At 64.8% G+C, this 12,528-nt stretch carries 13 protein-coding genes; 6 read left to right on the top strand and 7 right to left on the bottom strand.

Features of this window, described 5'->3' with window-relative positions:
* Both JHD73_RS23075 and JHD73_RS23070 read left to right on the top strand, forming a co-directional pair.
* Window positions 1–1,357 (top strand): helicase HerA-like domain-containing protein (locus tag JHD73_RS23075; protein ID WP_199032509.1); only part of this gene is annotated, 1,357 nt, incomplete at its 5' end.
* A 163-nt stretch (window positions 1,358–1,520) separates the two neighbouring features.
* Window positions 1,521–1,673 carry a DUF3149 domain-containing protein gene (locus tag JHD73_RS23070; protein ID WP_084209933.1) on the top strand — a complete coding sequence of 51 codons (153 nt, stop codon included), beginning with the start codon at window positions 1,521–1,523 and terminating at the stop codon, window positions 1,671–1,673.
* Window positions 1,674–1,774: 101 nt separating this feature from the next.
* Here JHD73_RS23070 and upp read toward each other — a convergent pair whose 3' ends face one another.
* Window positions 1,775–2,425, bottom strand: coding sequence for a uracil phosphoribosyltransferase (upp, locus tag JHD73_RS23065; protein WP_199032508.1), 651 nt, complete (start codon window positions 2,423–2,425; stop codon window positions 1,775–1,777).
* Window positions 2,426–2,488: 63 nt separating this feature from the next.
* Window positions 2,489–3,973 (bottom strand): NCS1 family nucleobase:cation symporter-1, encoded by a 1,485-nt coding sequence (locus JHD73_RS23060; protein WP_199032507.1) that lies wholly within the window; start codon window positions 3,971–3,973, stop codon window positions 2,489–2,491.
* 193 nt (window positions 3,974–4,166) lie between these two features.
* Here JHD73_RS23060 and JHD73_RS23055 point away from each other — a divergent pair, with 193 nt between their 5' ends.
* From JHD73_RS23055 to JHD73_RS23040, 4 genes are read left to right on the top strand one after another with little or no spacing between them, the layout of a single operon-like run.
* A complete protein-coding gene (locus JHD73_RS23055) occupies window positions 4,167–5,105 on the top strand; it encodes a DMT family transporter (RefSeq protein WP_199032506.1) in 939 nt (312 codons plus the stop codon).
* A 22-nt stretch (window positions 5,106–5,127) separates the two neighbouring features.
* A complete protein-coding gene (locus JHD73_RS23050) occupies window positions 5,128–5,919 on the top strand; it encodes an SDR family oxidoreductase (protein ID WP_199032505.1) in 792 nt (263 codons plus the stop codon).
* 10 nt (window positions 5,920–5,929) lie between these two features.
* On the top strand, window positions 5,930–6,361 hold the full coding sequence (locus JHD73_RS23045) for a methylglyoxal synthase (RefSeq protein ID WP_199032504.1): 432 nt from the start codon (window positions 5,930–5,932) through the stop codon (window positions 6,359–6,361).
* Window positions 6,358–7,332 (top strand): quinone oxidoreductase, encoded by a 975-nt coding sequence (locus JHD73_RS23040; protein ID WP_199032503.1) that lies wholly within the window; start codon window positions 6,358–6,360, stop codon window positions 7,330–7,332. The genes JHD73_RS23045 and JHD73_RS23040 overlap by 4 nt, the downstream gene beginning before the upstream one ends.
* A gap of 9 nt (window positions 7,333–7,341) precedes the next feature.
* On the opposite strand, the gene JHD73_RS23035 is transcribed toward JHD73_RS23040, so the two are convergent.
* The 5 genes from JHD73_RS23035 to JHD73_RS23015 all read right to left on the bottom strand — a co-directional run bounded on the left by JHD73_RS23035 (window position 7,342) and on the right by JHD73_RS23015 (window position 12,527).
* Complete coding sequence (locus JHD73_RS23035; protein ID WP_199032502.1) at window positions 7,342–7,638, bottom strand: YkvA family protein; 297 nt, start codon at window positions 7,636–7,638, stop codon at window positions 7,342–7,344.
* A gap of 164 nt (window positions 7,639–7,802) precedes the next feature.
* The gene (locus JHD73_RS23030) at window positions 7,803–8,963 is read right to left on the bottom strand and encodes a BMP family ABC transporter substrate-binding protein (RefSeq protein ID WP_199032501.1); all 1,161 of its coding nucleotides are present in this window, start codon (window positions 8,961–8,963) and stop codon (window positions 7,803–7,805) included.
* Between the two features lie 77 nt (window positions 8,964–9,040).
* Window positions 9,041–9,961 (bottom strand): ABC transporter permease, encoded by a 921-nt coding sequence (locus JHD73_RS23025; RefSeq protein ID WP_199032500.1) that lies wholly within the window; start codon window positions 9,959–9,961, stop codon window positions 9,041–9,043.
* Between the two features lie 24 nt (window positions 9,962–9,985).
* Entirely contained in the window at window positions 9,986–11,095 is a 1,110-nt protein-coding gene (locus JHD73_RS23020) for an ABC transporter permease (RefSeq protein WP_199032499.1), read from the bottom strand.
* A complete protein-coding gene (locus JHD73_RS23015) occupies window positions 11,088–12,527 on the bottom strand; it encodes an ABC transporter ATP-binding protein (protein WP_368735556.1) in 1,440 nt (479 codons plus the stop codon). Before JHD73_RS23015 ends, JHD73_RS23020 begins: the two co-directional genes overlap by 8 nt.
* Window position 12,528: the final 1 nt, after the last annotated feature.

The raw sequence follows: 12,528 nt of genomic DNA, 5'->3' as shown, positions 1-12,528 counted from the left end.
GTCTAACGACAAGCTCAAGGCCCGCCTGCAGGAGCGCGGCCTGGAAGAACCGCAATGGGCCGGCTGCCCCGTCACGCTGTGGGATGTCTATGGCGAAAAGGGCCACCCGGTGCGCGCCACCGTGTCAGACATGGGCCCGCTGATGCTGTCTCGCATGCTGGAGCTGAACGACATCCAGACCGGCGTGCTCAACCTTGTCTTCCGGATTGCGGATGACTCCGGCCTTGCGCTGCTCGATATGAAAGACCTGCGCGCGATGCTGCAGCATGTGGGCGAGCATTCGTCGGAGTACACGAACAAGTACGGCAACATCTCGTCGGCCAGTATCGGGGCTATCCAACGCAACCTGATTGCACTGGAAGAGCAGGGCGCTGACAAGTTCTTCGGTGAGCCGATGCTCGACATCAACGACCTGATGCAGACCGTGCGCGGGCAGGGCGTGATCAACATCCTGGCGGCCGACAAGCTGCTCAACGCGCCCAAGCTGTACGCGACGTTCCTGCTGTGGATGCTCTCGGAGCTGTTCGAGCACCTGCCGGAAGTGGGCGATCTGGACAAGCCCAAGCTGGCGTTCTTCTTCGACGAGGCGCACCTGCTGTTCAACGACGCGCCGCCGTCGCTGCTCCAGAAGGTGGAGCAGGTGGTGCGGTTGATTCGCTCCAAGGGCGTGGGCGTGTATTTCGTGACACAGAATCCGTCCGACGTGCCCGACACCGTGCTCGGTCAGCTCGGCAACCGTGTGCAGCACGCATTGCGCGCCTTCACGCCGCGCGACCAGAAGGCCGTGAAGGCGGCCGCTACCACCATGCGCGCGAACCCGGAGTTCAGCATTGAACAGGCCATCGGCGAACTGGCCGTGGGCGAAGCGCTGATCTCCATGCTGGATGAGGGGGGCCGCCCGGAAATTACGGAGCGTGCGTTTGTCGTGCCGCCGGCATCGCGCATTGGGCCGATCTCGGATGAGGAGCGTCGTGCGCTGCTCGCCAACTCGTTGGTAGCAGGTCGCTATGACACGGCAATCGATCGTGAATCGGCCTACGAAATCCTGACCGGGCGCGTGGCGACGGGTGGGGCCGCACCTGCATCGGCATCCGGGTCCATTGGCACGGATTTCGGTGCATCGTCGGGTTCGGCGCCCACCTCTGTTCCCGCACCGGCACCCGCGCAGCAGGAAGGCGGTGGCTGGCTGGGTGAGGTTGGCTCGATCCTGACCAAGGGTACGGGCCGCACGGGGCGTGGCGATTCGATCGTCGAGACGCTGGCCAAGTCGACCATGCGCACGATCGGTTCGACGGTTGGGCGCGAGATCGTACGCGGGGTGCTGGGCAGCATCCTGGGCGGGTCGAAGAAGCGCTAATCGCACCAATCGCTTCTGACTTTGATCAGGCAAGCGATAGCGCGGGGGATGCGACCGCCCCTGCGCTTGACCGCACGCAATACCTGGCTCGCCAGTCTCCCTAGACTGCATTGGGCCGAGGCATCATCCGGTGCCGCGGCCCTCAATCCGGGAGATCTGGCTTATGACCGCACTCAAAATCTTGTTCACGACCGATACCGGCCTGGCGAGCCTCGCCGTCATCGGCTTTCTCATCGGCATGGGCGCATTCTTCTCGCGCCTCTTCGTTCGCAAGATGCGTGAAGAAGAACGCGCCGCCAAGCAGCGCCAAGCCTGATCAGCGTCACCACCGGCTACCCACCCTTCGCAGCGGCCGCGCGCACCAAAGCAAACAGCCGGCAAGGCCGGCTGTTTTTGTTTGCATAGAACGCCGCGCGATCAGTTCTTCGTGCCGAACAGGCGGTCGCCCGCATCGCCCAGGCCGGGGATGATGTAGGCGTTTTCATCCAGGTGCGAATCGAGCGAGGCCACGAACAGCTTCACGCCCGGATGCGCTTTCTGGAACACCTCCACACCTTCCGGAGCGGCTACGAGCGCCAGGAAGAGGATGTTCTCGTCCGGCACGCCGCGCTTCTTCATCACGTCGATGGCGTGTACGGCCGAGTAGCCGGTGGCGACCATCGGATCGCACAGGATGAAGGTGCGGTCTTCCAGATCTGGCAGGCGCACGAGGTATTCCACCGGGCGATGGTGTTCGTCGCGGTAGACGCCGATATGGCCGATACGCGCCGAAGGGATCAGTTCCACCAGCCCGTCGCTCATGCCCACGCCCGCGCGCAGCACCGGCACCACAGCCAGCTTGCGGCCGGCGATGACCGGGGCTTCCATCGGGCCCATCGGCGTGTCGATGTGGCGGTTGGTTAGCGGCAGGTTGCGCGTGATCTCGTAGCCCATCAGCAGCGTGATCTCGCGCAGCAGCTCGCGGAACGTGCGCGTGGACGTGTCCTTGTCGCGCATGTGCGTGAGCTTGTGCTGGATCAGCGGGTGATTGAGGATGAACAGATTGGGGAAGCGCGGATCTTGTTTCATGGCGAGAAGAATGCAGTAGTGGGGCGCATTGTACGGCGCGCCCCATGTGGATGATCGAACGGCTTATCGGCGACCGCGCATCAGAATGATGTAAACCACGGCCGAGATCGCCAGCCCCACGAACCACGCATACGTGTACAGCGCCTCGAACACGCCCGGCACGCTGGTCACAAAACCGGCCTGCTTGAAGAAGCCCGGCAGGTTCGGCAGCACGCCGATGATGAGCGCAGCGATGGCGCGGCCGTTCCAGCCGTTGCCGTAGCCGTAGGGGCCGTCCACGCGGAACAGCTCGCCGGTCTTGAGCACGGTGCGGCGCACCAGGAAGTAGTCGACCATCATGATGCCGGCCACCGGGCCCAGCAGCGCGCCGTAACCGACCAGCCACGTGAAGATGTAGCCCTTGGTCGTCTCGAGAATCTTCCACGGCATCATCGCCAGGCCGATGCCCGCCGTGATGTAGCCGCCGATGCGGAACGAGATGCGGTGCGGCGCCAGGTTCGAGAAGTCATACGCTGGCGACACCACGTTGGCGGCGATGTTCGTCATCAGCGTGGCGGTGATCAGCGCCAGCAGTGCGACGATGACCGACGGCCCTGTCATCTTGCCGGCCAGCGTGACCGGGTCCCAGATCGCCTGGCCGTAGATGACCACGGTGGACGACGTAACGAGCACCGCCACCAGCGCCAGCAGCCCCATCGGCAGCGGCAGGCCGATGGCCTGGCCGACAAGCTGATCTCGTTGGCTGCGCGCGAAGCGGGTGAAGTCGGGAATGTTCAGCGCCAGCGTGGCCCAGTAGCCGACCATGGCGGTGAGCGACGGCCAGAAGAAGCCCCAGAATTCGCCGGCGCGCTTGCCGCCTGCCGCAAACGCCGATGGCGCCGACAGCATCGGGCCGAAGCCGCCCGCATTGACGTACGCCCACCAGACCAGCCCCAGCGCGGCCAGGATCAGCAGCGGTGTGGCCAGCGCCTGGAAGCGCTTGATCGATTCCAGCCCCTTGGTAATCAGCCAGATATGCAGACCCCAGAACAGCAGGAAGCAGAACCCCTGGCCCGGGTTGATGCCCAGGCCGGGGATGTTGCTGCCCACCAGCATGTTGTCGGTAACGACGTTCAGGATCGTGTAGATCGCCTGGCTGCCGAGCCACGTCTGGATGCCGAACCAGCCGCACGCCACGATAGCCCGCAGGATGGCCGGCAGTTGCGCACCGCGCACGCCAAACGACGCCCGCACCAGCACGGGGAAGGGGATGCCGTACTTGGTGCCCGCATGGCCCACCAGCACCATTGGCACCAGCACGATCAGGTTGCCCAGGAACACCGTCAGCACGGCCTGCCACCAGTTCATGCCCTCGCTCATCAGGCCCGAGGCCAGCATGTAGGCCGGCACCGAGACCACCATCGATACCCACAGCGCGGCGTAGTTGGTCGCGGTCCAGGTGCGGGCAGCCTGCGGGGTGGGGTTGAGGTCTTCGTTCCAGAGGGTCGGGTCGGGTGCCGTTACTGCATCGGCGCCCGCGGAGAAGGCGGGGGAGGTGGTTTGGCTCATGGTGATGTGGAATCCGTTGTCGTTTTAGATATTCGGAATGCAGGCGCGATTGTACGGCGGTCGGGGGCGTTCCCAAGCGAAAGCCGTGCCACCTGCAGCGCACTCCGCGCCGGAACGATTTGTTGAATTCACATACAATCGACGCCGCTCTCCCACTCGACAATGCGCGCCCCGCGCCCGCTTGCGCTCCGCCGTGACCACCGCGTCTTCTGCGTCTTCCACCCCCACGCGAACCACCGACACCGGCGGCCTGCTGCTTGCCTCGGTGGGCGCCGTCCTGTTCTCCGCCAAGGCCATCGTCGCCAAGCTGATGTACCGCTATCAGGTGGATGCGGTCATGGTCATCACCCTGCGCATGCTACTGGCTGCGCCGCTGTTTATGGCGATGGGATGGTGGCAGTCACGCCGCGCGGAACCACTGGCCCCGGCAGATCGTTGGCGCATCGTTGGCCTTGGCATCATCGGCTACTACCTCTCCAGCTTTCTCGATTTCCTGGGGCTGCAATACATCACCGCGGGGCTGGAGCGGCTGATTCTGTTTCTGACACCGTCGTTCGTGCTGCTGATGACCTCGACGGTATTCAAGCGGCGCATCACTGGCTTGCAATGGGTATCTCTGGCGCTGGCGTACGCCGGCATCGTGCTGGTGTTCGCGCACGATCTGAATCTGGGCGGCAACAACGTGTGGCTGGGCGGCGGGTTGGTACTCGCCAGCGCCATCAGCTACGGTATCTATCTGCTGGCCAGCGGCGAGCTGGTCAAGCGTGTGGGGTCGATGCGGCTGGTGGCGTATGCCATGTGCGTGTCAACGGTGGCCTGCATCATCCAGTTTCTGGTGTTGCGGCCGGTGTCTGCATTGGTGTTGCCGTGGCAGGTATATGGGCTGTCGGCCATCAACTCGGTGTTCTGCACAGTGGCGCCGGTCACGCTCACGATGATGGCGGTGGCGCGTGTGGGCGCACCAGTGGCATCGCAGGCGGGCATGATCGGGCCGGTGTCGACACTGCTGCTGGGCTGGTGGCTGCTGGGCGAGCCGATCACGGTATGGCAGATCGCTGGCAGCGCGCTGGTGCTGGCCGGCATGGCGCTGCTGTCGCGTGGTGCGAGTCGACTCAGCAGCCAATCCAAATAACGATCACAAGGAGTCAGACAGGATGGACCTGGGGCTGAAGGGCAAGCGCGCACTGGTGTGCGGTGCGAGCAAAGGATTGGGCTTCGCCTGCGCCAATGCGCTGGCGGCAGAGGGCGTGGATGTCGTGATCGTCGCCCGTGGCGCGGAAGCACTGCTGGCAGCCGCCGAGCGTATCCGCAGCGCACATGGTGTCCGCGTGGAAGCGGTTGCCACGGATATCACCACCCCGGAAGGCCGGGCCGAAGCGCTGCTGGCCTGCGAGCGCCTGGGCGGCTCGCCAGACATCCTCGTCAACAACGCGGGCGGCCCGCCGCCGGGCAACTTCCGTGACTGGGATCGCGATGCGTGGAATGCCGCGCTCAACGCCAACATGCTCACGCCCATCGACCTCATCAAGGCGACCGTCGACAAGATGATCGAACGCCGCTGGGGCCGCATCATCAACATCACCAGCGGTGCCGTGAAAGCCCCGATTGATGTGCTCGGGCTGTCCAACGGCGCTCGTTCGGGTCTGACAGGCTTCGTGGCGGGTCTTGCGCGCGAAGTGGCGAAGCACGGCGTAACGGTTAACAACCTGCTGCCTGGCCAGTTCGAGACCGACCGCCTGACCAAGACGCTGGAGGCTGGCGCCAAAGCGTCCGGCATCAGCGCAGAAGAGAATTTTGAGCGCAAGCGCCAAGGCAATCCGACGCGCCGCTTTGGCGAGCCAGCTGAGTTCGGTGCGGTGTGCGCCTTCCTCTGCAGCCAGCACGCTGGTTACCTGAACGCGCAGAACATCCTGCTGGATGGCGGCGCCTTCCCAGGCACTTTCTAAGCCCAGAACTATGACCACTATCACGCCCGAAGGCACAGTGAAAAAGCGCCGCATCGCCCTGATCGCGCACGACCACAAGAAGGACGACATGATCGCCTTTGCGCAGACGCATCAGGCCTACCTGGTGCAATGTGATCTGCTGGCAACTGGCACCACCGGCGGCCGGCTGGAGGCGGAAGTCGGCCTGTCCGTGCAGCGCATGCTGTCCGGCCCGTGGGGCGGTGACCTGCAGATTGGCGCGCAGCTTGCCGAAGGCCGCGTCGATGCCGTCATCTTCCTGCGTGATCCGATGACGCCCCAGCCGCACGAACCCGACATCAACGCGCTGGTCCGCGCCTGCGATGTTCACAACATTCCCTGCGCCACCAACCTGGCGACCGCCGATCTGGTGATGACCGCCTTGCAACTGGTGCAGCCCGACCCGAAGGAGATCCACGCATGACGAAAGCCATCCGCATTTTCGAAACCGGCGGCCCGGAAGTGATGCAGTACGTCGATGTCGACGTGCCCCGGCCCGGCCCCGGCGAGGCCACTATCAAGCAGCACGCCATCGGCCTGAACTACATCGACGTGTATTTCCGCACGGGGCTATATCCGCAGCCGCTGCCGGGCGGCATTGGCATGGAAGCTTCGGGCGTGGTGGAGGCGGTGGGTGAGGGCGTTACCCACGTCAAACCGGGCGACCGTGTGGCCTATGCGGGCCGCCCAACCGGTGCCTACGCAGCCATGCGTACGATGCCGGCCGACATCCTGGTGCGTCTGCCGGACACCATCGACTTTGAAACCGGTGCAGCAATGATGCTGCAGGGCATGACCGCGCAATACCTGATTCGCGACAGCTACCGTGTGCAGCCGGGCGATACGGTGCTGTTTCACGCAGCGGCAGGCGGTGTTGGCCTGATCGCTTGCCAGTGGCTCAAGGCGCTCGGCGCCACGGTGATCGGCACGGTCGGCAGCGATGCCAAGGCAGAACTTGCCCGCGCGCACGGCTGCGACCACACCATCGTCTACACGCGCGAGAACTTCACCGAGCGCGTGCGTGAGATCACGGGCGGCAAGGGCGTGCCGGTGGTCTATGACGGCATCGGCAAGGACACGTTTACGGGTTCGCTGGATAGCCTGTCACCGCGCGGCATGATGGTCAGCTACGGCAATGCATCGGGGCCGGTGCCGCCGTTCGACATCAGCGTGCTGAGTGCCAAGGGCTCGCTCAAGCTCACGCGCCCGACGCTGATGACCTACACGGCGCGGCGCGATCTGCTGGAGCCGATGGCGGCCGACCTGTTTGACGTGGTGAGCAGTGGCAAGGTGAAGATCGAGATCCACCAGCGCTACGAACTGCTGGACGCGGCGCAGGCGCACCGCGATCTGGAGGAGCGCAAGACGACCGGCTCGACGATCCTGTTGCCGTAATCGAGGAAGTTACCGCCCGCTCGGCTTTATGCGCCGGGCGGCGGCAAAGCGTGCGTTTTCGCGCACGCGTTCAGGCAAGGCGCGCAGCAGCATATGCAGCGCAAACGGCACCAGCACGATGTCGTCCACCCAGCCGATCACCGGGATGAAATCCGGAATCAAGTCGATCGGCGAGACCACGTAACCCACCAGCAGCAGCGCGGCCGGTGCGAGCCACCACGGCGCGCCCGGATGGCGCAGCGCAAACCATAGCAGGCGCAGGTCATTGCGCACTACGTTCCATAGGCGAAAGAGTCGTCCGAACATGGTTGGCTCCTGATGAAAAGCCGGCGTCACATGAGCTGGATCGACCGGCGGACCATCGTACCAGCTTGGGGAAGCGGCCCGGTTTTCAAGATTTGAGCACCCATCGCCCATGAAAAAAGCCGGCCCTCTCGCGAGGTGCCGGCTTCTTGCTGCAGCGGGTGAACTTAGCCCGGAATCTTGCCTTCCACGCCTTCGACGTAGAACTTGACGCCGTGCAGGAAGCCGTCGTCGGCAACCTTGTCGGCGGGCAGGACTTCCTTGCCGGTGTTGTCCTTGAGCGGGCCCTTCCAGATCGGGGTCGACCCGTCGATGATGCCCTTCTTGCGGGTCTCGACAAGCGCCTTTACGTCTTCCGGCACCACGGCGTTATATGCGCCCAGGTCGATCGCGCCTTCCTTCAGGCCCCACCACACGGTCTCCGGCTTCCACTTGTTCTCCAGCACGTCGCCGATGGTCTTGACGTAGTACACGCCCCACTTGTTGATCGAGGCAGCCAGGTGAGCCTTCTCGCCAAACTTGGTCATGTCGCTGTCCCAGCCCAGTGCGTAGACGCCTTTCTCCTGCGCGGTCTGCACTACGGCGGCGGAGTCGGTGTTTTGCATCAGCACGTCGACGCCCTGGCCGATGAGGGTGGTTGCGGCTTCACGCTCTTTGCCCGGATCGAACCACTTGTTCACCCACACCACGCGGGTGGTGGCTTTCGGGTTGACGCTGCGTGCGCCCAGCGTGAACGAGTCGATGTTGCGGATCACCTCGGGGATGGGCACCGAACCCACCACACCCAGCTTGCCCGACTTGCTCATCTTGCCGGCAACCACGCCGGCCAGGTACGCGCCTTCATACGTGCGCACGTCGTATTGACCGAGGTTGTCGGCGGTCTTGTAGCCCGTGGCGTGCTCGAACTTCACGTCCGGGAATTCCTTGGCGACCTTGAGCATCGATTCCATGAAACCGAAGCTCGTGCCGAAGATGACCTTGTTGCCTTGCGTTGCCAGATCGCGGAAGACGCGTTCTGCATCCGCAGCGCTCTCGGGCACGTTTTCAACAAAGCTGGTCTTCACCTTGTCGCCGAACTTGGCTTCGACTTCTTTGCGGCCGTCGTCGTGGGCACGCGTCCAGCCTGCATCGCCCACCGGGCCGATGTAGACAAACGCCACCTTCAGTGGCTCGTTGGCCGGTGCCGGTTCGGCAGCAGCGGGGGCCGAGGATGCGGCCGGCGCAGCAGCGTTGCTGCCAGCGTTGTCGTTGGACTTGCCGCAACCCCAGAGGGTCAGGGCAGCGCCAGCGGCCAGGGCGGCCAGCGTGATCCTGCGCGTAACGTTCATCGATTTCTCCTGTTGTGTGGCTCGTTGACTGTGATGAAGCAAAGGTAAAGCGGATTGCAGAAAGCTTAGGCCGCAGTTTATGCAGCCCCTGGGCGGAACGGTTTGCCCAGCGACGCAGGCATGTTCAGGCGGATCCAGTCCGGGTTGCGCGAAATGATGGCCAGCACGGCGATGGTCGCGGCAAATGGCGCCATCGACAGAATCTGCGACGGCACCGACACGCCCATCCCCTGCAGGTAGAACTGCAGGATTGTCACGCCGCCGAACAGCAGCGCGCCAAACAGGATGCGCAGCGGGCGCCAGGTGGCGAAGGTGGTCAGCGCCAGGGCGATCCAGCCACGGCCGGCAACCATGTTCTCCACCCACATCGGCGTATAGACCAGCGAGAGGTACGCACCTGCCAGCCCGCAACACGCGCCGCCAAACAGCAGCGCGCCAAAGCGGATGGTGCGCACGGGGTAGCCCAGCGCATGGGCTGATTCCGGTGATTCACCGATCGCACGCAACGTCAGGCCCGCGCGCGTCTTGAACAGGAACCACGCAATCGCGCCGCACAGCAGCAGGCTGAAATAGACCATCCAGTGATGCGCGAACAGAGCCGGGCCCACGAACGGAAGCGACTCCAGCCCGGGGATGCCATGCGCCTGCGCCGGCAGCGACATGCCGACAAAGCGCTGGCCCATGAAGGCCGACAGCCCGGTACCGAAGATCGACAGTGCAAGACCAGTCGCCACTTGGTTCGTGACCAGCACCAGCGCGAGCCAGGCGAAAAGAGCAGCCATTACCATGCCGGCAATCGCACCGGCCGCAAAACCCAGCAGCGGAATCTGCGTCTGGTAGCCGACCATGAAGCCGGCCACGGCTGCCACGAGCATCATGCCTTCGGCGCCCAGGTTGAGCACGCCGGAGCGTTCGTTCATCAAGAGGCCCAGCGCGGCCAGCAGCAGCGGGGTGCCGGCGTTGATCGACGCGGCGATCAGGGGAGCAAGACTTTCCATGTTTCTGTTTCTCTCTCGGCCCGATCAGTGATGTGCGCGCCAGCGCAGACGGTAGTCGATGAGGGTGTCGCAGGCCAGCAGGAAGAACAGCAGCATGCCCTGAAATACCCCGGTAATGGCCGACGGCAGGCCCAGACGCGATTGCGCGAGTTCGCCACCGATGTAGAACAGCGACATCACGATCGCCCCCAGCACGGTGCCCAGCGGATTCAGGCGGCCGACAAAGGCCACCACGATGGCGGCAAAGCCGTAGCCTGGGGAAATAGACGGCAGCAGCTGCCCAATCGGCCCCGTCACCTCGAACGCGCCAGCGATGCCTGCCAGTCCGCCGGAGATCAGCAGCGCGGTCCACAGCGCCTTGCGCGACGAGAAGCCCGCGTAGCGCGCCGCCTGCGGCGCCAGCCCCCCCACCTGCAGCCGATAGCCTGCAAAGCTGCGGAACACGAACAGCGTCATCGCCGCCGTCATCACCAGCATGAACAGGAAGCCGACATGCAGGCGCGTACCGGCCACCAGTGTGGGTAGCACGAACGCGCTGTCGAACACCATCGACTGCGGGAAGTTCATGCCGTTCGGGTCCTTGAGCGGCCCGTTGACCATGTACAGCAGCAGCAACTGCGCAATGTACGTGAGCATGAGCGAGACGAGGATCTCGTTGGCATGAAAGCGATCGCGCAACAGCGCAGTGATCGCCGCCCACAGCGCACCGCCCACCAAGCCCGCGATGACGGCGAGCACCAGCGCGAAGCCGCCCGGGATGGACGGTGTTGGCGTATCGAAGTAGATGATCGTGGCCGCCGCGAAGATGCCACCCAGGATGAGCTGCCCCTCCGCACCGATGTTCCACACGTTGGCGCGGTAGCACACCGATAACCCCAGCGCGCACAGCACCAGCGGCACGGTCTTGAGCAGCACCTCGCCAATCGCACGCTTGTTGGCCAGCGGCTCGATCAGGAACACGCGCAGGCCGGCCACCGGGTCTTTGCCCAGCAGCGCGAACAGCAGCAGGCCGAACACCATTGTCAGCACCAGCGCGATCAGCGGCGAGACGTAGGCCATCGTGCGCGACGGGATCGCGCGCAACTCCAGCGACACGGGCAGCGCCAGGCGGCTGCCATGCATGGCGTCAGCCATGGGCCACCTCCGTGTTTGCAGCTGCGGTCTTATCCCACATGCCGCTCATCCACAGGCCGATCTGTTCGCGGTCGGTGGCGTGCGTGTGGGTGGAGGGCGAGAGGCGCCCGTTGGCGATCACGTGCAGGCGATCGCACAGCGCAAAGAGTTCGTCGAGTTCTTCCGACACGATCAGGATGGCGCAGCCCCCGGCCTTGAGCGCGAGGATTTCGTTGTGGATCTGCGCAGCGGCGCCTACGTCCACGCCCCAGGTGGGTTGTGCGACGATCAGCACGCGCGGCGCGCATTCGATTTCACGGCCGACGATGAATTTCTGCAGGTTGCCGCCCGACAGGCTCTTGGCCAGCGCGTCCGGCCCGCCGGCCTTCACGCCGAAGCGTTGGATGATGCTGGTAGCCAGCTTGGTGGCGGCGGTCTTGTCGATCAGCCCGCCGCGCACTTGCGGCGCGCGCTGGTGCGTGAGCAGCGTATTCGCCGCCAGCGACAGCGACGGCACCGCGCCGCGCCCCAGGCGCTCTTCCGGCACGAACGACAGCCCGCGCTTGCGGCGCGCACGTGGGTCCAGCTTGGCAACCGGTTCGTTGCCGATCGAAATGGTTTGGGCTGCTGCGCGCGTGTCTTCGCCAGACAGCGCAGCCAGCAATTCCTGCTGCCCGTTGCCCGACACGCCCGCAATGCCGACGATCTCGCCGCTGCGCAATTGCAGGGCGATGTCGCGCAGCTCCGTTGCAAAGGCGTGTGCCTTGGGCAGCGACAGGCCGGCCACCTCCATGCGCACTTCGCCTGGCGTGGTCTGTGGGCGCAGTTCGCGCGGGGGCTCGCCGCCGATCATCATGCGCGAGAGCGAGGCCGCCGTTTCCTGGCGCGGGTCGCACACGCCCGTGACCTTGCCCATGCGCATGACCGTGGCGGTGTGGCACAGCGCCTGGATTTCGTCGAGCTTGTGGCTGATGTAGAGGATGCTGGTGCCTTCCGCCGCCAACTGGCGCAGCGTGACGAAGAGCTTTTCGACGGCTTGCGGCGTCAGCACCGAGGTCGGCTCGTCGAGGATCAGCAGGCGCGGCTTGGTCAGCAGCGCACGCACGATCTCCACGCGCTGGCGCTCGCCCACCGACAGTGTGTGCACATGGCGATGGGGCTCCAGCGGCAGGCCGTACTTGTCGCCGGTGGTGCGCACCTGTTCGGCCACGTCACGCAGGTCGGTGCCTGCGGGCAGGCCGAGCAGGATGTTCTCCGCCACGGTGAGCGTGTCGAACAGCGAGAAGTGCTGGAACACCATGGCGATGCCCAGTGCGCGCGCTTGGTGCGGGTTGGCGATGGTGACGGGCTGGCCGTCGAGCAGCATCTCGCCGGCGTCGGGCTGCACGGCGCCGAAGATGATCTTCATCAGCGTCGATTTGCCGGCCCCGTTTTCGCCCAGCACGGCGTGGATC

The organism is Ralstonia sp. ASV6, from assembly GCF_016429285.1.
Taxonomy (GTDB): domain Bacteria; phylum Pseudomonadota; class Gammaproteobacteria; order Burkholderiales; family Burkholderiaceae; genus Ralstonia; species Ralstonia flaminis.
Note: the sequence above shows the minus strand (reverse complement) of the source record. Positions and strands in the feature narration are given on the sequence as shown.

Coding starts and splice junctions, on each gene's coding strand:
- JHD73_RS23070 (WP_084209933.1), top strand. CDS start 1,521: ATGACCGCACTCAAAATCTTGTTCACGACCGATACCGGCCTGGCGAGC.
- upp (WP_199032508.1), bottom strand. CDS start 2,425: ATGAAACAAGATCCGCGCTTCCCCAATCTGTTCATCCTCAATCACCCG.
- JHD73_RS23060 (WP_199032507.1), bottom strand. CDS start 3,973: ATGAGCCAAACCACCTCCCCCGCCTTCTCCGCGGGCGCCGATGCAGTA.
- JHD73_RS23050 (WP_199032505.1), top strand. CDS start 5,128: ATGGACCTGGGGCTGAAGGGCAAGCGCGCACTGGTGTGCGGTGCGAGC.
- JHD73_RS23045 (WP_199032504.1), top strand. CDS start 5,930: ATGACCACTATCACGCCCGAAGGCACAGTGAAAAAGCGCCGCATCGCC.
- JHD73_RS23040 (WP_199032503.1), top strand. CDS start 6,358: ATGACGAAAGCCATCCGCATTTTCGAAACCGGCGGCCCGGAAGTGATG.
- JHD73_RS23035 (WP_199032502.1), bottom strand. CDS start 7,638: ATGTTCGGACGACTCTTTCGCCTATGGAACGTAGTGCGCAATGACCTG.
- JHD73_RS23030 (WP_199032501.1), bottom strand. CDS start 8,963: ATGAACGTTACGCGCAGGATCACGCTGGCCGCCCTGGCCGCTGGCGCT.
- JHD73_RS23025 (WP_199032500.1), bottom strand. CDS start 9,961: ATGGAAAGTCTTGCTCCCCTGATCGCCGCGTCGATCAACGCCGGCACC.
- JHD73_RS23020 (WP_199032499.1), bottom strand. CDS start 11,095: ATGGCTGACGCCATGCATGGCAGCCGCCTGGCGCTGCCCGTGTCGCTG.